This is a genomic window from Chitinophaga costaii, assembly GCF_900094705.1.
Lineage (GTDB): Bacteria > Bacteroidota > Bacteroidia > Chitinophagales > Chitinophagaceae > Chitinophaga > Chitinophaga costaii.
The window spans coordinates 125,686-144,413 of the sequence record NZ_FMAR01000003.1; the positions used below are offsets into that span (position 1 = coordinate 125,686).

Consider the following 18,728-nt stretch of genomic DNA (forward strand, 5'->3'; position numbering starts at 1 on the left):
AATGCACGTAATGAAACAGGATAAACCACGGCTTTCCAAGGCGGCCATCTGGAACATGAGTATGGGCTTTTTGGGCATTCAGTTTGGTTTTGCCTTACAGAACGGCAATGCCTCCCGCATCCTGCAAACCTTTGGAGCAGACGTGGAACACCTGTCTTTATTTTGGCTGGCGGCACCGCTTACCGGTATTATCGTGCAGCCCATAATCGGGTATTACAGCGATCGTACGTGGAACCGGCTGGGCCGGCGCAAACCCTACTTCCTGGTGGGGGCTATCCTTACAGCCCTGGCTCTCGTGCTGCTGCCTAACGCGGGTGTGATGGCGGCTTTGCTACCACCAATTTTTATTGGCGCGGGCATGCTCATGATCCTGGATGCTTCTATTAATGTTGCCATGGAGCCTTTCCGTGCGCTGGTAGGAGACAATCTGCCGGATGCCCAGCGCAGCACCGGCTTTTCGGTACAAACCTTTCTCATTGGCCTGGGTGCCGTGATGGGTTCGGCTATGCCCTACCTGCTGAATCACTATTTTGGGGTGGCCAAAACGGACGATCCTGGTGTGGTTCCCAAGAACGTGATCTATTCGTTTTATGCCGGCGCATTGGTATTAACCGCCACCATTCTCTGGACCATTTTTACTACGAAAGAATATTCGCCGGAAGCCATGCGCCGCTTTTATCCGGAAGAGGAAAATAAGGGTTTTCAGCCCAAACGTGGACTGGGCGCCATCTTCAGCGACTTTGTCCACATGCCCACTGCCATGCGCCAATTGGGATTGGTGCAGTTTTTCTCCTGGTTTGCATTGTTTTCGATGTGGGTATTTACCAGTCCTGCTATTGCAGCATATGTGTACCATGTGCCGGCCGGCGATACCAGTTCTAACACCTATGCTGATGCCAGTAACTGGGTAGGTACGATGTTCAGCGTGTACAATGGTGTAAGCGCCGTGTATGCGTTAGCGTTACCATGGCTGGTACGCCTTACGAACAGGAAGATCACGCATGCATTTTCCCTGACAGCCGGCGGGCTTGGCCTGATCAGCATTTACTTTATCCAAAATCCCCACCTGCTCATACTGTCGATGATAGGCGTGGGCCTCGCCTGGGGCAGCATACTGGCCATGCCATATGCCATACTTTCCAGCACGTTGCCACCCCGCAAAATGGGCGTGTATATGGGCATTTTTAATTTCTTTATCACTTTCCCCCAGATCGTGAATGGCATATTTGGTGGTTTGATCGTAAAACATTTATATAATGGGCATCCCATTTACGCGGTTATCATGGCCGGGGTATTTATGCTGCTGGCTGCCGTGTCGGTATTGTATGTGAAAGACAAGGAAGAAAAATTGGCGTAGGATCTTTTATACGGCCGGTAGGAGGGTAGGCCTCCAATGAAAAGCTGAAAACTTTTACCTTCCCTTGCGTAGTCGCCAAGTGGCGGAAGCTTCAGCTTGACGGGCCGACTGCGGGCTGCAATTAGTTTTTTTTTCGCTATGACTGGCAGCAAATTAACTTAGGTACAAAAAGAGCTACCATGTTTCTGCGTTTGTATGTAGTTTAACGAACAATGCAATTTGTATGAAAAAATTACTGTGTTTTTATTTACTTTTTTGCGCAGCGTTGGTGCATGCGCAGGCGCCTGCACCTTACGGGCCGCTACCTTCCAAAGCCCAGCTCCAGTGGCACGAAACGGGCATGTACTGCATTGTACATTATGGTCCCGATACTTATACTAACAAAGAATGGGGGTATGGCGATGAAGATCCCGCTATTGTAAACCCGGATGCTTTTGATGCTATGCAGGTGGTGGCCGCGGCCAAAGCTGGCGGTTTCAAAGGCATTGTGCTGGTGGCCAAACACCATGATGGATTTTGCCTCTGGCCTACCAGCACCACGGAACATAATATATCTAAAAGTCCCTGGAAGAACGGGAAAGGTGATATGGTCAGGGAATACGCCGAAGCTTGCAAAAAGTTGGGTATAAAAATGGGCATTTATTGCTCGCCTTGGGATCGCAATAACGCGGACTATGGCACAACGGCCTACTTAAAAGTGTACCGCGGACAGATCAGAGAACTATATTCCCACTACGGTCCGCTTTTCATGAGCTGGCACGATGGGGCCAATGGAGGGGAAGGTTATTATGGTGGCGCCCGCGAGCGGCGCAATATAGATCGCAGCACTTACTACGGATGGGATACTACCTGGGCGCTGGTGCGCCAGCTGCAACCCATGGCCGCCATTTATGGCGACGTGGGACCCGACGTGCGCTGGGTAGGCAATGAAAAAGGTGAGGCTGGCGAAACCTGTTGGAGTACTTACACCCCCCATGCACCGGAAGCGGGCAAAGCGCCGGCTAATGGGTTCACGCTAGACAAGGAAGGCACCCAGGGCCAGCGCGATGGCCAGTATTGGATGCCTGCTGAGTGCGATGTACCCCTGCGCCCGGGGTGGATGTACCACCCGGAAGAAGATAACCGGGTGAAAACGCCAGCCACCCTGCTGGATATTTATTTTAAAAGTGTGGGCCGTGGTGCAGGCCTGGACCTGGGTCTTTCCCCCAATCGTCATGGACAGTTGCACCCGAACGATGTAGCGGCCCTGGCCGCCTTTGGCAAAATACTGCGCCAAACCTTTACCGTGAACCTGCTGAAAAACGCCACCATTCATGCTTCCAACATACGCCAGCACAATGCCTTATTTGGCACGGCCCGCCTTACCGATGCAGATCCTTATTCTTACTGGGCTACAGATGATAGTCTGCATACTGCCACACTGGAGGCAGATATGGGACAGCCGCAGATATTTGATGTGATCCGTTTAAAAGAAAATATTCAATTGGGTCAGCGGGTAGAAGCGTTCGCAGTAGACGCATGGGAAAACGGCCAGTGGCAGGAGATCGCAGCTGGCACTAGCATTGGCGCACAGCGCTTACTGCGTTTAAGCCATCCCGTAACTGCCGCCAAGGTACGCTTCCGCTTTACGAAAGCTCCGGTATGCCTGGCTATCAGCGATGCGGGGCTGTTTAAGATCCCGGATGTAAGGTAGGATGATGATAAATATCCCCAGTTTTTGCAGCGGTTGATGTGCTTGTAATTTTAATTATTGTGTTCACCCTTAACAGGTTATCTAGTCTTTAGGTGATGGTGTCTTTGCTGGAATGCTTTTTGAAATTCCGCAGGGTACATACACACATAAAGAATAGGATATGGAGCAATTATTAGTCATCCGGGATAGTATGCAACGCCTGGAATTTGAAGAAGACAATAGTGTAATGGAACTTAGGTTGTTGGTACTTTCGGCCATGAGTTATATTATACGTAAGCACCTGGTATCTGAGGAAGCTTCGCTGCGTACTATCTACAAAGATGCTTTCCGGATCATGAAATACAATTACGGTATTGTTGAAGCCGCACAAGGTGGCGATGCCGCCTTGTTCAGCAAGTGCCAGACGAAAGCTATAAACGCCATGGATGGATTGATGATTCACCTTTGCGTACTGGATGCTAGGGGTGGTAATCCTGTAGTGATGAATGATCATAGCAATGAATGGCAATTGCGTATTGCTTAATGCAGTTAAAATAATAGGGCCGGTCTGCAAAAAATGCAGGCCGGCCTTTTTTATGTGCAAACGGGAACATAGTAGGTAAATTCAATCATGACGGGGTATAGATCATGGTATGTGCTGCAAAGGCCCGTCAGTAGTCTAAAAACCATTGGGCTTATTTCTAAGGCCGCCCACATTCGGCCTTGTAGTCAGATTATTTTTCCCTACACCCTCGAAAAAGTTTGCTCCGCTTTCCAATTTTTGGTTGCTTTGTGAAATTTTTTACCGGGTACCTTTTTATTCACAGGCTATTTTTGCCGGGCGTTAACTGCACCGGCATCCGGCTGTAAATCGCTGGCAGTATGGAATTCGAATTGAAACGGCTGCGAGATGCCCTGAAACAAACCCTGAACTCGGGAGATGAAGCGGCCTTACAGGCACTGCTCAATAGCCAGAATATCAGCGACATTGCCGCACTGATAGATGAATGGCCGGAGTATACGGCCCAGATTATGACTACCCTGGCCGTACACCGCGCCGCCAGTGTGTTTAAAATACTTGACATATCAACGCAGAAAAGTATTGTACGAGAGCTGCACTCTTCCCGCACGGCCGCCCTGCTCAATGAACTGCCTGCGGACGACCGTACCGACTTCCTGGAAGAGCTGCCCAAAAAGGTGATACGCGATCTCATTAAACTGCTGGATCCCGACGAAAGAAAGATCACCCTGTCGCTGCTGGGTTATCCGGAAGATAGTGTAGGCCGCCTCATGACGCCGGAATACGTATACCTCTCTGTTCAAAACACCGTGTCCGAAGCCTTCGATATTATCCGCAAAGTAGGCGCCCACATGGAAACCATAGATGTGGTGTATGTGGTGAATGAACATGGGGAGCTGGTAGACGATATCCGTATTAAAGACCTTATCCTGGCCACGCCCCACACCCGCATGGATCAGATCACCGACGACCGCGTTATAGCGCTGAATGTAAATGACGACCAGGAGCATGCCAGCCAGGTTTTTAAAATGAATAACCGGGTGGCACTACCCGTAACAGATGATTACAACATTCTGCTGGGCATCGTTACCATTGATGACATCCTGTGGGTAACCGATGAAGAGTACAGTGAGGATATGCAGAAAATAGGGGGTACCGAAGCGCTGAACGAACCCTACCTGAACATTTCCTTTTTCAAGCTCATACAGAAACGCGTAGGCTGGCTAGTGATCCTGTTTTTTAGTGAAATGCTAACCTCGTCGGCCATGCAGTATTTTGCCAAAGAGCTGGAAGCCGCTATCATGTTATCCTTTTTTGTGCCGCTGATCATGTCCAGTGGGGGCAACAGCGGTTCCCAGGCCAGCACCCTCATCATACAGGCCATGACAGTAGGCGAGGTGCGCCTCTCCGACTGGTGGCGGGTCATGCGGCGGGAAATCATGAGTGGCCTTACCCTGGGTTCCATCCTGGGCGTCATTGGTTTTTTTCGCATCGCATTCTGGCACTACCTGATGTTGCATGGCGTAATGCAGGACGTGTACGGCACCCATTGGGTAGAGCTGGGACTGGCCGTAGGCTTCACCCTCCTGGGCGTGGTGGTATGGGGTACGTTTTCCGGTTCCATGTTGCCCATGTTGCTTAAAAAACTAGGGGCCGACCCGGCAGTGTCTTCGGCCCCCTTTGTGTCTACCCTGGTAGACGTTACAGGGCTGATCATTTATTTCAGCGTGGCATATATTTTCCTGCACGAATTATTCATAGCCTAAATAAATAAAGGGGATGCCACCAGTCATCCCCTTTATTTAAATTTTAAAACTTACTAATTAGTAAGTAAATTTGCGCCGTGAAAAGTACTAAACAGAAAATCATTGACCTAGCGGACGAACTTATTCGGACGCGTGGCTACAATGCGTTTAGCTACGCAGATATAGCGGCACAACTGCACATAAAAAACGCGGCCATCCATTATCATTTTCCCATTAAGGCAGATTTGGGCATTAGCGTGCTGGAACACGAGATGGCGGCCATGCGTGCAGCCTGGCAGCAGTGGGCAGCGCTGCCGGAAGACGAGCAGTTGCAAAAATTCATGCACACGTTTGGCATTAAAAGTAAGGAAGCAAAAATTTGTTTAATGGGTTCTTTAACGCCTGACTATATTACCTTTACCGCCGCTATGCAGGAAAAGGTGGAGCAAATGTGCGCGGAAATTATTCAATGGCTTACGCAGGTGCTGCAAAGGGGGCGGGAGAAAAAGCGAGTGATGTACGAAGGCCGGCCCTACGACCGTGCCTTATTGGTAATTGCCAGTTTGCAATCGTCTTTGCTGCTTTCCCGTGTGATGGGGGCCCAGGCGTTTGGGCAGATCAGCCAGCAGCTACTGCAAGACCTGCGTCCGTAATGAAGCAACTACAAGGGAACTTATAATGCCCGATTAATTTTAAACATACTTTTAAAACATATGAAAAGAGTAGTTGTAACAGGTTTAGGCGCCCTTACGCCCATCGGTAACGATGTGGCCACCTTCTGGCGGTCTTTGTTAAATGGGACCAGTGGCGCTGCCCCCATCACGTATTTCGATGCTGGGCCGTTCCGTACCCACTTTGCCTGTGAGCTAAAAGAATTCAACGGTAGTACACTTTTAGATAAAGCAGAGATAAGAAGGCTAGACCCCTTCTCCCAATACGCACTTATCTCCACAGGTGAGGCGATAAAAGACGCTGGCCTGGATTTCTCCAAGATGGACCCTTTTGACACGGGAGTGATCTGGGGTACCGGCGAGGGTGGTCTTGCCACCTTTGAAGATCAGTTGCTGGAGTATGCGCAAAACCCTGCTACACCGCGGTTTAGCCCCTATTTTGTACCCAAGCTCATTGCTAATATGGCTTCCGGTATCATCTCTATCAAATATGGTCTTATGGGCATTAATTATACCACCGTTTCTGCCTGCGCTACTTCCAATACAGCCATCATGGACGCCCTGAACTACATCCGCTGGGGCAAGGCTAAGGTGATCATCACCGGTGGTTCTGAATCGCCCATTACCCGGGCTTCCATTGGTGGCTTCAGCGCCATGAAGGCCATGAGTTCCCGCAACGATGATCCTGCACATGCTTCCCGCCCGTTTGACGTGGACCGCGACGGCTTTGTAATGGGAGAAGGCGCTGCCACGCTCGTGCTGGAAGAATATGAACATGCCAAAGCACGAGGTGCAAAGATCTATGCCGAAGTGGCCGGTGCCGCCATGACGGCCGATGCTTACCACATGACGACCACCCATCCCGAAGGCCTGGGCGCTTTACAGGCCATGCGCTTCGCGCTGAAAGACGGGGAACTGAACGCTAGTCAGGTGGACTATGTGAATGCGCACGCCACCTCCACACCGGTGGGCGACCTCAGTGAAACTGCCGCCATTGAAAAGCTCTTTGGCCAGGATGCATCCCACCTGCACATAAGCGCCACCAAGTCTATGACAGGGCATTTGCTGGGTGCTGCCGGCGCGGTGGAAGCCATTGCCAGTATTATGAGTATTGTAGACGGGGTAATACCGCCTACTATCAATACGGAACATATAGACCCGGCCATTCCGCAGCATTTGCAGATTGTGCTGAAAGAAGCCTTACCCAAAAAAGTGAAAGTAGCCATGAGTAATACATTTGGTTTTGGCGGTCACAATGGTATCGTAATATTCAAGGCAATCTAACACGCTGCCTTTCTTTTCCAAATGGAAGGCTGTTATATTTACGTGTATTCCTAACCGTTATAATTTTTTTGGAACCGCTGGCATCACTGCCGGCGGTTTTTATTTTTCAGGAGCGGGTATTTGCGGATAAGGCTAATGCCTGCAAGAAAAACAGGCAGCCTGGCACACTGAAAATAACGATGGCTTTCACCGTGTGGGAAGTGCTGCTGCCATTCCTAAAATTAAACGCTGCGATGATGAGGCCTGCAATGCCTAGTAGGGTGAGTAAATACCCAGCACACGTTTTTCCATGTTTTCTATTACTAGTGTAGAGCAAAAGCTTTGCCCTGCGCGAAGGAAAAGGCCCCCCGGTGGTTTATGCAGGGGGCCTGGTGTAATAAGGTAAGTGGTACTTAGTGTTCTGCCAGGATCGTATTAATCTGTTCCAGCTCTTCAGGGCTGAACTTTATGTTATCTAGGCATTTCAAGGAGTCTTGCAGCTGGGATACCTTGCTGGCACCAATGAGTACTGAGGTAATGTTGGGGTCTTTCAGTATCCATGCCAGGGCCATGTGGGCCAGCTTCTGCCCCCGGCTTTCCGCAATAGCATTCAGGCGTGTGAGCTGCAACAGCCGTTGTTCCGTAATATCATTGGCTTTCAGGAAATGCCCGAGCGCTGCGCGCGAGTCTGCCGGGATACCATGCAGGTAACGGTCGGTGAGCAGGCCTTGTGCCAGCGGGGAAAACGGAATGCAGCCTACTCCTTTTTCCTCCAGCACATCCAGCAGGCCATTTTCTATCCAGCGTTCCAGCATGGAATATTTGGGCTGGTGAATGAGGCAGGGCGTACCCATTTGTTGCAAGATGTCTATAGCCTTCCTGGCCTCGGCGGCCTGGTAGTTGGAAATGCCCACATACAGGGCTTTTCCCTGGCGTACGATCAAATCCAGCGCGCGCATGGTTTCTTCCAGGGGCGTATTAGGATCAGGACGATGATGATAAAAAATATCTACATAATCCAGTTGCAAACGTTGCAGGCTCTGATCTAGGCTGGACACCAGGTATTTTTTGGAACCCCATTCTCCATAAGGCCCTTCCCACATGTAGTAACCGGCTTTGGTAGAAATAATCATTTCATCGCGGTAGGGTTTAAAATCGGTTTGCAGGATGCGGCCAAAGAGCCCTTCTGCCGATCCCGGGGGAGGTCCATAGTTATTGGCCAGGTCAAAGTGGGTTATACCGTTATCGAATGCGGTGCGCAGGATGGCGCGCCCATTTTCAAATACATCGGTACCGCCGAAGTTGTGCCAGAGGCCCAACGACACTGCAGGCAATTGTATGCCGCTTTTGCCGCAGCGGCGGTATTGCATGTCTTGGTACCTTAAGGAATGTGGGAGATAGTGCATAAGGTTGAAATGATTTCCTTTTTAAATAGTGAGATAAAGTTGCTGAAAATATATGGCATTTTAGCAGCAGACATCTTATTAAAAAGATAGCCCCGCAAGGTTGCGCAGGGCTATATAGTTGATAAATGGTAAGTTCAGCAACAGGCTGTACGCACAGTGGCGGTCAGAAATGATAGGTAAAATTCACGCCTGCAGTTTTCCATTGCGCATCGTAAGCGGGCAGCAATACTACCTTGGGCGTGGCTTGCTTGCGGGAAAAGGTGCGTTGTAGCACAGGATATATGAGGTAAGCTGCTTCAGTACTCAAAATGCCTACACCGGCACCGGCAGCCACATCGCCGGCGTAGTGGCGCTGCTTGTACATGCGCAGGGCGCCGGTACCCAATGCTGCCAAATAACCACTCCAGGCCAGTAAGGGATGTGTATCTTTAAATTCCAATCGCATGAGTTCTGCCGAAGCAAAGGCGGTGGCGGTATGACCGGAAGGAAAAGAAAGATCGTCGGTGCCATCGGGGCGGGTTTCCCGGGCAATATGTTTCACTGCTTCCGTAGAGATGCCCATGATGGCATAACTAATAGCGTAAATGATAGCCGTTTGGCCGGCAGTATGTTTGCCTTTTACGCCAGCGGCTTCCAATGCCGCCGTGGCGGCGGCAGGCAAGTATTTCAGGTAATCATCCACCCAGGTATAAAAATGGGGATGATCTTCGTAGATCTCTTTGGCGGTAGAGTGATTGAGCTTATACATCGGAGAATTGGTACTCAATCCCGAGGCGCCAATGCCGATTAGCGCAGCCGGGATGGTAATGCCGGCGGCAGTGAGATGAAAACCGCGTTCCGGTTCTACGGTCTGCGGAATTAAAAAGTGCGGAACAGTGGTGTCCCGGGAAGGTGGTTCAGGATTACCTGATGCCGTTGCAAAATCCAGGCGTTGTGCCAGGCAGTCCGTTCCGCTGATCAACAGTACAGACCATAAGGCCACGCAGATAGGGAGTTTTAATGTTGGGCGCATACATTGTAATTACTCGAATAAATCTGGGCGAATACTGTAGTCGTAGGTGTGATTTAGTTGAATATACGATAAATGCCATTATTTTTACAGTTTAGTTAACATTTATTTACTGTTTTTAACAATTAAATAAGTATTTGCCGTAGTGCTTGCTTAAAATTCAAAAGGTTAAATTCCCTGAGACCGTTAACTTCGCAGCGCTGTTCTGACTTCCAGTAATCCGGGGGGTTTAAAGGAACAATAATTGTATATCCACACATATCACCACAATTGCCCGGTTTATATTATTACATGTAATAATAATGTAATATGTTTACGGTCGCGGAAATAAATAATAATGCCCATGGATTCAACGAACTGGCAACCGGAAAAACCAGTCATATCAAAGAAGATAGACCAATTTTTCATTACCATCTACCAGGTTTTCCTGTTTATACGCAAATTCTTCCGGGAAGTTTTTCGTATGCCTTTTGAACGTGGGGAATTTATTCGCCAATGTTACCAGATTGGATACCGTTCGCTGGCGTTGATCACCCTTACCGGTTTTATTACCGGGTTGGTATTCACCAAACAATCCAGGCCTTCCCTGGCAGAATTTGGGGCCACATCGTGGCTGCCATCATTGGTAAGCATTGCCATCATCCGTGCGTTGGCACCCTTGGTTACGGCGCTGATCTGTGCCGGTAAAGTAGGATCCAGTATTGGTGCAGAGTTAGGATCTATGCGGGTAACGGAACAGATAGATGCCATGGAAGTTTCGGCTATCAATCCTTTTAAATTCCTGGTAGTGACCCGTGTATTGGCTACTACAGTGGTAGTGCCTATGCTGATGGCCTACACCGGCTTTATAGGCATGCTTGGTTCTTTTTTAGATGTGCATCTGAACGAGGCCACTAGTATACAAACCTTTTTCCAGGCTGCTTTTGAAAAGATTTCCTTCCTGGACTTTGGTGCTTCCATGTTGAAAGCCATTGTTTATGGCTTTACGATTGCTATGGTAGGTTGTTACCAGGGCTGGAATGCCAACCAGGGCACCCAGGGCGTAGGTAAGGCTGCTAACGTAGCGGTGGTAGTATCTATGTTCTTCATTTTTATAGAAGAGATTATTATTGTACAGGTCATTAACTTTTTTCGTTAAAGCCCATGAAAACAGCCAAGCCAAATATTAATTATGATGAAATTGTGATAGACATCAAAGGGTTGTATAAATCTTTTGGTAGTAATCACGTGTTGCAAGGCGTAGACTTGCAGGTGCACCAGGGAGAAAACGTGGTGGTGCTGGGCCGCTCGGGTACAGGGAAGTCGGTATTGATCAAAATCATTTCCGGTTTGCTCTACCCCGACCAGGGTAAGGTGAATGTATTGGGTCAGGAGGTGCCGGATTTAGACGAATATGCCCTGCGCGACCTGCGCCGGCAGATTGGTTTTTCTTTTCAAAACAGCGCCCTGTATGATAGTATGACCGTAGGTGAGAACCTGGCCTTCCCGCTGAAACGGAATACCCGTCATTTGTCCTCTTCTAAACTCCGCAAATCTGTGGAAGCTGTGTTGGAGGCGGTGGGGCTATCGCAGACGCTTCACCAACTGCCTTCGGAACTATCAGGCGGGCAGCGCAAGCGCATCGGCATTGCCCGTACACTCATTATGCAACCTAAAATTATGTTGTATGATGAGCCTACGGCGGGGCTAGACCCCATAACCAGCACCGATATCAATAACCTGATCAATGAAGTGCAGCAACGTTATAGCACCAGCGCCATTATTATTACGCATGATCTTACCTGCGCCAAAACCACTGGCGATAAAATTGCCATGTTGCTAAACGGCAATTTCGTGAAGCAGGGCAGTTTCCAGGATGTTTTTAATACAGAGGATCCCGTGATCCACAGTTTTTACGATTATAACTTTATCCAGTAGCATATGAACGCATCCAACAAACGTGCAGTTACCGTTGGCATTTTTATTTTTGTCGGCATTGCCATCATCATTATGGCCGTACTTACCCTGGGCGGACAACGCAAGACGTTTGTAAGCTCGGTACAGGTGAGCGCCCTTTTTAAAGATATTAATGGCCTGCAGGCAGGCAACAATATCTGGTATTCCGGCGTGAAGATCGGCACCGTAAAAAAGATAGAGTTCACCGGTAGTGAATCTGTGAAGGTACTCCTGAATGTACAGGAAGATTACACCAAGTTCATTCACAGCGATTGCAAGGCCAAGATTGGCTCCGACGGGTTGATCGGTAACCGTATTGTGGTATTATTTGGCGGTACGCCCACAGCGCCTGCCCTGGCCGCCGGCAATGTATTGAATGTAGACAACGGCATTAGTACAGATGATATCATGAACACATTGCAGACAAACAATAAAAATCTGGTAGGCATTACAGACAACCTGAAGGTGATCAGTACCAAGCTGGCTTCTGGCGAAGGGTCTATTGGTAAATTGCTTAACGACGAATCGTTGTATAACGCGTTGGAAGCGGTGTCGCAGGCCTTGCGCCAGGCCTCTTCCAACACCCAGCAGATCACGGCAAACCTGAATAACTACACCGCCCAGTTACAAAAGAAAGGCACCCTGGCCAATGACCTGGTGAGTGACACGGTGATCTTCGCCCAGCTGCGCTCTACGGTAAGGCAACTGAACCAGGTGGCCTCTACGGCCAATGGTGTGGTAACAGACCTGAAAGGTGCGAGCAGCAGTGTAAATACTGCATTGAGCAATGATAGTTCGGCGGTAGGGGTTTTGCTGCACGATACTGCATCTGCCGAAAACCTCCGCCAGATCATTTACAACCTGCAAACCAGTACCGGCAAGTTAGACGAGGATCTGGAGGCAGCGCAGCATAACTTTTTGTTGAGAGGATATTTCAAGAAGAAAGCAAAAGCCGCTAAGAAAGCCGCGGACGCAGCGGTCAAGCAATAAGTTATTATCATTTTAAAAAGGCTACAAGCAGGTATAGCGCCCGTTTGTAGCCTTTTTTTATGGGAGTATATGGGAGACTTCGACAGGAGAGGCTATACCGGTGGCTAAAACGCCTCGCCTAATTGGAAATATAAGCCCCGGTTATTGCCCTTGGCAATGCCATAATCTATACGCAAATTCAGCTTCTCCTTTTTATCCAACGCAAAACGCAAACCACCGCCGAAGGAATATTTCAGTGAGTTTAGTTGATAATCGGTTGTGGTATGGGCCACATCGCCGGAGCCGGCAAATCCTACCGCACCTAAGCGGCCTATGATGGGAATGCGGTATTCTGCCTGCACCACCAGCTGGTTTTGGTCGCGGTAGCGGCCATCATAATAACCGCGCATACTGTTAGAGCCACCAAAAGAGGCCAGGCTGCGCAGGGGTACGTGATTGCCGAAATTATTAAAACTAAATACCTGTATGGCCAACACCTGGCCTTTGTATATTTTTTTAAACATGCGCAGGTCTACTACTACGTTGGTATAATTATAATCCGAGCCAAAGATCTTGTCGAAGTGATTAAAGAAGATCTGGCCGAAATAACCTTTATCAGGCGAAAAGGCATTATTGCGGCTGTCGTAGGTAAAACTCAGGCCGGTGCCAGACACCAGGTAGCCCTTGCGACCGGTTATCTGTTCGCGATCCAGCAGGTCGCCCTGGTCGTACTTAATCTTTAACAGGTTTTGCTGTTCATACATCATGCCCAGGAACAGGTTGTGACCCAGGTTGCGCATGAGGTGCAGGTAAATATAATATTGCTGGAAGGTGTACGAAGTTTTGGCAGCATCCGGCGTGTATTTGCCCAGCCCCCAAAAGTTGTCCGGGAAGTAACTGTAGGATGCCAGGAAGTTAAGGATATACTTTTCTTTGGGTAAATAAATAGACCCGTTTAGCGCGGCAATCAACTGTTTTTTCAGGGAATAGAGCATGAGTGCCTGTGCATTGGAAGTGCGGGTGATGGTATCATTTTTTGAAATATGGAAGGTATAGGAAGTAGCGGCCCCAAAGCTCCAGCCAGTTTCAATAGAACGGGTAGCAACCGGGAATGCCAGCAGGGAATGTCCTTTATTATCTTTTAACACCGGTTTGGCGATGACGGAACCTGGTTTCTTGGCAGACAACGTATCAATGGGTGATTGAGCGAAGGAAGAAGAATAAAATATAAGGCTCATTAATACGAGCGCCAGAAACTGCTGCAATCCTCTTATTTTTCCACAAATTAATGATTTTTAATAATCCTGCACTCCGGATATGCAAAGAGCGTTGGAGCTTGCTAAGCTTGGGGTGATATTATACCAGTATTTTGTATGCTGGTATAGCCGTCATTCAGGCTAATGGCGGTATTTCGCTTAGGCTGCTCGGGCGGGCAAACAGGAAAATAAGCAACCCTGCACCTGTAAATCGCTTCCGGTCATTAGGAAAGGTATGCAACCTGCTTAGCGGCACCAAGGTCTGTGTAGTGATGGCCTATACCATAGCGTTGGCGGGCAGATGCCGGGCGTTAACGCATCAGCATGTTCATGACCAGTTCCTTATAACTGCGGCCTATGGGCAGGCTTTGGCCATTAATGTCCACATCGGTGGCAGAAATGGCTTCTATCTTGTCTTGCGCTACGATAAAGGAACGGTGAATACGCAGGAAATTATTACGCGCCAGCAATTCCTCTATCTGGCCTATCTGAAACTTGGTAAGGATATTTTTTTCTTTGGTGAAAATGCGAATGTATTCTTTCAGGCTTTCGATATACAGGATCTCGTCGAGATACACTTTTATCTTCTTTTTATTGACGTTGAAGAATAGGTGAGGACGCTGCTGCTGTGGTGTGATCGCGACGGAAGTGGGGGTGGTAGCCTGTTTTAGCTTATGAACGGCCATGAGGAAGCGGCTAAATTCTACGGGTTTCAATAGATAATCCAGCACATTAAATTCGTAGCCTTGCAATGCATATTCCTGGTAAGCGGTGGTAATGATTACCTGCGGCGGATGTTGCAGGGTGCGCAAGAAATCCAGCCCCTTGAGTTTGGGTAAATGAATATCCAAGAAAATAAGGTCTACTGTTGTTTGTTGTAATTTTTCCATGGCGTAAATGGCATCGGGGCAAATGCCTTGCAGCTCCAGGAAAGGGATTTGATTGATGTAATCACTGAGCACTTCTGCGGCCAGTGGTTCGTCTTCCACGACGATGCAGTTATATTTTTGCATGGCTTTGGAGGTTGAGGGTGAGTTGTACGGTAAATACCTGGGCGGCATTGGTAACCTTTAATGAATGATCGTGGTACATGAGTTCCAGTTGCCGGCGCACATTGCCAAGTCCTATTTGTTCGGGTTGTATACGGTCTTCATTGGTCGTGTTAGCAATGATGAATTGCAAGATTTCGTTTTGCAGTTGCAGGTCTATATGCACAAAAGAGTTAAAGCGTGTTTCACTAACGCCGTGCTTAAATGCATTTTCCACGAAAGGTAGCAGCAGCAAAGGTGCCAGCAGGGATCCTTCCTGATCTATATTCCGGTGAAACTGAATGCTCAGCCGTTCGTTAAAACGCAGTTTTTGTAATTCCAGGTAATCATCAATTATGCGAATTTCTTCGGAAATACAGATAAAACCCTTACCCGATTCATAGAGCATAAAACGTAGCAGTTTCGATAATTTCAAGATCATCGCTGCCGTTTTATCCGAGCGCTTGCGGGCCAATGCATAAATGTTATTAAGGGTATTGAAGAGGAAATGCGGATGGGTTTGGTTGCGCAGAAATTTGAGTTCTGTTTGTAATTTTTCCTGCAACAGATTTTTTTCGCGCTCCTTGCCGGAAAGCTGCATGCGCAGCAATTTAAAGGTAAATGCATATCCCGATACAAAACCCAAATCCATGATGGTGAGCAGCAGGTAGGGTAGGTTCAGTATGGAAGTAGGACGAATAATGTTGTGGTAAATGATGGGACCTACGATATAAAAATTAAGGCAGCGGTGTGCAAGGATCAGCGCCGTTAGTACCAGCAGGGTTTCCCCGCAAAGCCACCACCGCAGCGCAGGATATTTTAACGCCCTTGGAAAAACAAAGTACACAACGAAATACGTGAAGATGGCTTTAGGAATAGCGATAATAACAGTGGCGATGATGGCCAGGCGTATACGTTCCCCATCCGGCATGCCGGGTAGGGCACTCATCGTCCATGTAAACTGCATGATGGAGTCTTGCAGCAGGTAAACGGCCCAGAACAATAAGTGGAGTAAAAAACGTTTCATCGTTTATAAAAATCGGGAAAAAGTGCTGCTCTTTTACAAAAATTTACCAACGGCGGCCTGCTCCCCATAAATGACGGTTTGCACGGTATGGTATGGAAAGGACCTGGCGCGGAGGGTATGCAGGGAAATGCCTAATTTGGGGTTGGAATGCTAAAACTGTAGTGTATGAAATATATATTTTCGTGTAGCCTTATAAGTTACCTCGTGCTTGTCCTGGTGGCCTGCCAGCCCACTGGTACTAAAACAGCCGCCTCGGTGGAGCTTACAGCCCCGTCATCGTTTGTAATACCAGATTCCAGCCTGCGGCAGATCAGCGCGCCCGATACCTTATTTACAAACGGGATCCGTCCGGCGCAATGGAAGCTGGCCGGGTTTAGTGATCCTACCGCCTTTAAGCGATTCCTGGCCTTGTTCAAGGATTGGGTGGTTCACGGGCAGGCAGACAGTATTACAGCCCACATTAATTTCCCGCTGGCGCATTATAAGTCGGCGGCTGTTTTTAAACAGGCTTACGGGCAAGTGTTTGATAGTGCCATGAAAGCCACCGTTTTACAGCAGCCGCTAAACTGCATTTTCCGCAATTACCAAGGTGCTATGCTGGGCAATGGAGAGATCTGGTGGGCTGAATTAAACGGGCAGTATAAGATCATCGCCATTAATAAATAAAACTTACCTACCTAATATTGGGGTGCTTGCAGTATTTCCAGTAATCAAATATATATTTCAACTGGCTACCGATCTCTGCATATACGTGCGCTTTTACAAAAAAGCCTTGGACGGTGAGGTCGTAGGCTTCATTCACAATATGGCTGGCGTCTGAAGTAGACAGGAAAACGAACGGAATACTTTTTTTGCGCAGCGTTTCATTGTCGTTAATGCGGCGGCGCAGCTCCAGTCCGTTCATGCGGGGCAGGTTAATATCGCAAATAATAACGAAAGGCTGTTCTTGTATAGTTAGCAGGTATGTCAGCGCATCCTCGCCATTGTCGAACACTTTTACGACGGTGTTCGGGTGCAATGACTCAATGATTTCCTTATATATCATTTGATCGTCAGGATCATCTTCTACAATTATAATTGGTCCGTATTTAGACATATGAGCCGAGATGATTAAGTCATCTCCTGGAGAAAGGTAATTATTTTTTGAGGGGCAAAAAAAATTTTCGATCTGCATGGGTATGCTTGCCAGGTAAAGAAATGTGCTGCATTGAATTGCTTTTAGGTGGCGGGGAGAAAATATTTATGTTGTAAATTGTAGGTACCATGCAGTAATTTATTAGAACTGCCCATTCACCCTTTAGTCATGTTGTTATGAAAGAAATACCGCACGAAATCCGGCACAATGAAAAGAACATGCGCTTCGAAGTGGAAGAAGCGGGGGAAGTGGCACACTTGGAATACCGGCTTTACAAGGGCGATATGGCCCTAATGCACACCGAGGTGCCGTCGGCCCTGGAAGGGAAGGGTGTGGCATCTGCACTTGTAAAATACGCTTTTGCGTACGCCGCAGCGCATCATTTGCCGGTGATGGTGTATTGCCCTTATGTGGCGGCCTTTATTCAGCGCCATCCCGAGTATCAGGCGCAGGTGGACACAAAAAATAACCGTTCTTAACCTTCCGGTATAAATATTATAAATCATTATACAAAAGGCGCCTTCACCATTGTGTGTAAGCCTGCGGTGTGCATTCATTCCTCCAAATGTTTTCAGGACCTTTCTGCTGTATTTGATCCCCGGGAAGGGCCCTGGATATGGCCGGAAGGTGCTATCACGGAAGGCATAGTGAGCCTGGTGGTAAAATGTCTCAGCGGTGCGCTAAGCTATTATTATAATGCAGTCATTGCCGTGAGCCGGCACTGGCAGTTTAGTGTAAGTGGAAAGCGCTGCTGTCGTGGGTCAGGCATTAAATTTAAGGGTAAAGACCTTTGCGCTAAAATGGAGAATAAAGGCGCTTGTGGCATTTAATTTGTTTTGCCATTGAGGGGTAATAACAAAAAATCGTTACTTTGTTGAAAGTGCCGCCCTGGCTTACAGTCGTATGGCTGCGCTAAAATAGAAAAGGAAAGATGTCGAAAATTTTTAAACTCTCTGAAGACGACCTGGAGGATCTCGTGCCGCCAGGTGGTGGATGTATAGCAACAGACCTGATTACTGTGGAAGGGGAGCCGGTAAGGTACATGTTCCGGGAGGAGCCGCATAATGAGCTGGACAGCGGCTGGCGTTTTTTCTCCGGCACTGAAAGCGATGCTTACATGGAGCATCCGGAGAATTTTGATGTACATGATCTTAATACCCTTGCCAATTACGACCGGTCGATTATTCCTTACCTGGATATGCCGGTGGGTACAGAACTGGAACGGCTGAACGGCACCGATACTTTTTTTACGGTAGAACCTTAATGCAGACAAACTATTTCAGATCCTCTTATCGCACTGCCGGTGGGAGGATTTTTTGCAGGAGGAAGGCCGGGGATAGCGCTCCCTGCGCCGGGGGGCTGACTTTTTTGGGGTAGTTAAAATTAAATTTTTGTTATTGCCCGGAGGGTATTAAATTTGCACTCTCAAAACCAATGACTCCGTAGCTCAGTTGGTAGAGCAAATGACTCTTAATCATTGGGTCCACGGTTCGAGCCCGTGCGGGGTCACAAAGCGGAAAGCCTTATTAGTAGGGCTTTCCGCTTTTTTTGTTGGAAGCAATTACTGCGTGAATCGGAATACTGCACGTTAATAATTACAAGGATGAAAAAATCATCCGCAAACCTCTTATCAGGTCAAATAACCGAAAGGCGAGATTAGAATTAATACGGGCTTTTAGAATAGTAAATTTTTAAGCGGGAGGAAATCAGCTTTTTTGCATAAAAACTGCTGCTG

The 18,728-nt window shown here is 48.2% G+C and carries 19 protein-coding genes and 1 tRNA gene; 14 read left to right on the plus strand and 6 right to left on the minus strand.

The window, feature by feature from the left end:
• The first annotated feature begins 10 nt into the window (after positions 1-10).
• The 6 genes from GA0116948_RS05695 to fabF all read left to right on the plus strand — a co-directional run bounded on the left by GA0116948_RS05695 (position 11) and on the right by fabF (position 7,249).
• The gene (locus tag GA0116948_RS05695) at positions 11-1,357 is read left to right on the plus strand and encodes an MFS transporter (protein WP_089709992.1); all 1,347 of its coding nucleotides are present in this window, start codon (positions 11-13) and stop codon (positions 1,355-1,357) included.
• A gap of 223 nt (positions 1,358-1,580) precedes the next feature.
• Positions 1,581-3,050: an alpha-L-fucosidase gene (locus GA0116948_RS05700; RefSeq protein ID WP_089709994.1), complete on the plus strand. Its 1,470-nt coding sequence runs from the start codon at positions 1,581-1,583 to the stop codon at positions 3,048-3,050.
• A 160-nt stretch (positions 3,051-3,210) separates the two neighbouring features.
• Positions 3,211-3,573: a hypothetical protein gene (locus GA0116948_RS05705; protein ID WP_123891699.1), complete on the plus strand. Its 363-nt coding sequence runs from the start codon at positions 3,211-3,213 to the stop codon at positions 3,571-3,573.
• 338 nt (positions 3,574-3,911) lie between these two features.
• The gene (gene mgtE / locus GA0116948_RS05710; RefSeq protein ID WP_089709998.1) at positions 3,912-5,315 is read left to right on the plus strand and encodes a magnesium transporter; all 1,404 of its coding nucleotides are present in this window, start codon (positions 3,912-3,914) and stop codon (positions 5,313-5,315) included.
• Between the two features lie 77 nt (positions 5,316-5,392).
• The gene (locus GA0116948_RS05715) at positions 5,393-5,947 is read left to right on the plus strand and encodes a TetR/AcrR family transcriptional regulator (protein WP_165798339.1); all 555 of its coding nucleotides are present in this window, start codon (positions 5,393-5,395) and stop codon (positions 5,945-5,947) included.
• Between the two features lie 60 nt (positions 5,948-6,007).
• A complete protein-coding gene (gene fabF, locus GA0116948_RS05720) occupies positions 6,008-7,249 on the plus strand; it encodes a beta-ketoacyl-ACP synthase II (RefSeq protein WP_089710002.1) in 1,242 nt (413 codons plus the stop codon).
• Positions 7,250-7,641: 392 nt separating this feature from the next.
• On the opposite strand, the gene mgrA is transcribed toward fabF, so the two are convergent.
• Together mgrA and GA0116948_RS05735 are read right to left on the minus strand one after the other, a co-directional pair.
• The gene (gene mgrA / locus GA0116948_RS05730; RefSeq protein WP_089710006.1) at positions 7,642-8,634 is read right to left on the minus strand and encodes an L-glyceraldehyde 3-phosphate reductase; all 993 of its coding nucleotides are present in this window, start codon (positions 8,632-8,634) and stop codon (positions 7,642-7,644) included.
• Between the two features lie 163 nt (positions 8,635-8,797).
• Positions 8,798-9,646 carry a phosphatase PAP2 family protein gene (locus GA0116948_RS05735; RefSeq protein WP_089710008.1) on the minus strand — a complete coding sequence of 283 codons (849 nt, stop codon included), beginning with the start codon at positions 9,644-9,646 and terminating at the stop codon, positions 8,798-8,800.
• Positions 9,647-9,986: 340 nt separating this feature from the next.
• Between GA0116948_RS05735 and GA0116948_RS05740 the strand changes: the two genes are divergently transcribed.
• From GA0116948_RS05740 to GA0116948_RS05750, 3 genes are read left to right on the plus strand one after another with little or no spacing between them, the layout of a single operon-like run.
• Positions 9,987-10,781: an MlaE family ABC transporter permease gene (locus GA0116948_RS05740; RefSeq protein ID WP_089710504.1), complete on the plus strand. Its 795-nt coding sequence runs from the start codon at positions 9,987-9,989 to the stop codon at positions 10,779-10,781.
• Positions 10,782-10,786: 5 nt separating this feature from the next.
• Positions 10,787-11,560, plus strand: coding sequence for an ABC transporter ATP-binding protein (locus GA0116948_RS05745; protein WP_089710010.1), 774 nt, complete (start codon positions 10,787-10,789; stop codon positions 11,558-11,560).
• 3 nt (positions 11,561-11,563) lie between these two features.
• The gene (locus GA0116948_RS05750; RefSeq protein ID WP_089710013.1) at positions 11,564-12,568 is read left to right on the plus strand and encodes an MlaD family protein; all 1,005 of its coding nucleotides are present in this window, start codon (positions 11,564-11,566) and stop codon (positions 12,566-12,568) included.
• A gap of 104 nt (positions 12,569-12,672) precedes the next feature.
• Here the strand turns inward: GA0116948_RS05750 and GA0116948_RS05755 are convergent, their stop codons facing one another.
• The 3 genes from GA0116948_RS05755 to GA0116948_RS05765 all read right to left on the minus strand — a co-directional run bounded on the left by GA0116948_RS05755 (position 12,673) and on the right by GA0116948_RS05765 (position 15,858).
• A complete protein-coding gene (locus GA0116948_RS05755) occupies positions 12,673-13,812 on the minus strand; it encodes a BamA/TamA family outer membrane protein (RefSeq protein WP_205686045.1) in 1,140 nt (379 codons plus the stop codon).
• A gap of 302 nt (positions 13,813-14,114) precedes the next feature.
• Positions 14,115-14,816, minus strand: a complete 702-nt coding sequence (locus tag GA0116948_RS05760) for a LytR/AlgR family response regulator transcription factor (RefSeq protein ID WP_089710016.1) — start codon at positions 14,814-14,816, stop codon at positions 14,115-14,117.
• Positions 14,803-15,858, minus strand: coding sequence for a sensor histidine kinase (locus GA0116948_RS05765; RefSeq protein ID WP_089710018.1), 1,056 nt, complete (start codon positions 15,856-15,858; stop codon positions 14,803-14,805). The genes GA0116948_RS05760 and GA0116948_RS05765 overlap by 14 nt, the downstream gene beginning before the upstream one ends.
• Positions 15,859-16,023: 165 nt before the next feature.
• Between GA0116948_RS05765 and GA0116948_RS05770 the strand changes: the two genes are divergently transcribed.
• Positions 16,024-16,524 carry a hypothetical protein gene (locus GA0116948_RS05770; protein ID WP_123891698.1) on the plus strand — a complete coding sequence of 167 codons (501 nt, stop codon included), beginning with the start codon at positions 16,024-16,026 and terminating at the stop codon, positions 16,522-16,524.
• A 7-nt stretch (positions 16,525-16,531) separates the two neighbouring features.
• Here the strand turns inward: GA0116948_RS05770 and GA0116948_RS05775 are convergent, their stop codons facing one another.
• Positions 16,532-16,954: a response regulator gene (locus tag GA0116948_RS05775; RefSeq protein ID WP_089710508.1), complete on the minus strand. Its 423-nt coding sequence runs from the start codon at positions 16,952-16,954 to the stop codon at positions 16,532-16,534.
• 215 nt (positions 16,955-17,169) lie between these two features.
• Between GA0116948_RS05775 and GA0116948_RS05780 the strand changes: the two genes are divergently transcribed.
• From GA0116948_RS05780 to GA0116948_RS05795, 4 genes are all read left to right on the plus strand, one after another.
• The gene (locus tag GA0116948_RS05780) at positions 17,170-17,472 is read left to right on the plus strand and encodes a GNAT family N-acetyltransferase (RefSeq protein ID WP_089710022.1); all 303 of its coding nucleotides are present in this window, start codon (positions 17,170-17,172) and stop codon (positions 17,470-17,472) included.
• Positions 17,473-17,490: 18 nt separating this feature from the next.
• Positions 17,491-17,823, plus strand: coding sequence for a (4Fe-4S)-binding protein (locus GA0116948_RS05785; protein ID WP_262487052.1), 333 nt, complete (start codon positions 17,491-17,493; stop codon positions 17,821-17,823).
• Positions 17,824-17,924: 101 nt separating this feature from the next.
• On the plus strand, positions 17,925-18,257 hold the full coding sequence (locus GA0116948_RS05790) for a DUF2185 domain-containing protein (RefSeq protein ID WP_089710026.1): 333 nt from the start codon (positions 17,925-17,927) through the stop codon (positions 18,255-18,257).
• A 172-nt stretch (positions 18,258-18,429) separates the two neighbouring features.
• Positions 18,430-18,502 (plus strand) — tRNA-Lys (locus tag GA0116948_RS05795).
• Positions 18,503-18,728: the final 226 nt, after the last annotated feature.

Excerpts from the sequence above, each read along its gene's own strand:
- GA0116948_RS05790 (WP_089710026.1), top strand. The coding sequence starts at position 17,925 with ATGTCGAAAATTTTTAAACTCTCTGAAGACGACCTGGAGGATCTCGTG.
- GA0116948_RS05745 (WP_089710010.1), top strand. The coding sequence starts at position 10,787 with ATGAAAACAGCCAAGCCAAATATTAATTATGATGAAATTGTGATAGAC.
- GA0116948_RS05700 (WP_089709994.1), top strand. The coding sequence starts at position 1,581 with ATGAAAAAATTACTGTGTTTTTATTTACTTTTTTGCGCAGCGTTGGTG.
- GA0116948_RS05740 (WP_089710504.1), top strand. The coding sequence starts at position 9,987 with ATGGATTCAACGAACTGGCAACCGGAAAAACCAGTCATATCAAAGAAG.
- mgrA (WP_089710006.1), bottom strand. The coding sequence starts at position 8,634 with ATGCACTATCTCCCACATTCCTTAAGGTACCAAGACATGCAATACCGC.
- GA0116948_RS05735 (WP_089710008.1), bottom strand. The coding sequence starts at position 9,646 with ATGCGCCCAACATTAAAACTCCCTATCTGCGTGGCCTTATGGTCTGTA.
- GA0116948_RS05765 (WP_089710018.1), bottom strand. The coding sequence starts at position 15,858 with ATGAAACGTTTTTTACTCCACTTATTGTTCTGGGCCGTTTACCTGCTG.
- fabF (WP_089710002.1), top strand. The coding sequence starts at position 6,008 with ATGAAAAGAGTAGTTGTAACAGGTTTAGGCGCCCTTACGCCCATCGGT.
- GA0116948_RS05695 (WP_089709992.1), top strand. The coding sequence starts at position 11 with ATGAAACAGGATAAACCACGGCTTTCCAAGGCGGCCATCTGGAACATG.
- GA0116948_RS05760 (WP_089710016.1), bottom strand. The coding sequence starts at position 14,816 with ATGCAAAAATATAACTGCATCGTCGTGGAAGACGAACCACTGGCCGCA.
- GA0116948_RS05780 (WP_089710022.1), top strand. The coding sequence starts at position 17,170 with ATGAAAGAAATACCGCACGAAATCCGGCACAATGAAAAGAACATGCGC.
- GA0116948_RS05775 (WP_089710508.1), bottom strand. The coding sequence starts at position 16,954 with ATGTCTAAATACGGACCAATTATAATTGTAGAAGATGATCCTGACGAT.
- mgtE (WP_089709998.1), top strand. The coding sequence starts at position 3,912 with ATGGAATTCGAATTGAAACGGCTGCGAGATGCCCTGAAACAAACCCTG.
- GA0116948_RS05705 (WP_123891699.1), top strand. The coding sequence starts at position 3,211 with ATGGAGCAATTATTAGTCATCCGGGATAGTATGCAACGCCTGGAATTT.
- GA0116948_RS05750 (WP_089710013.1), top strand. The coding sequence starts at position 11,564 with ATGAACGCATCCAACAAACGTGCAGTTACCGTTGGCATTTTTATTTTT.
- GA0116948_RS05770 (WP_123891698.1), top strand. The coding sequence starts at position 16,024 with ATGAAATATATATTTTCGTGTAGCCTTATAAGTTACCTCGTGCTTGTC.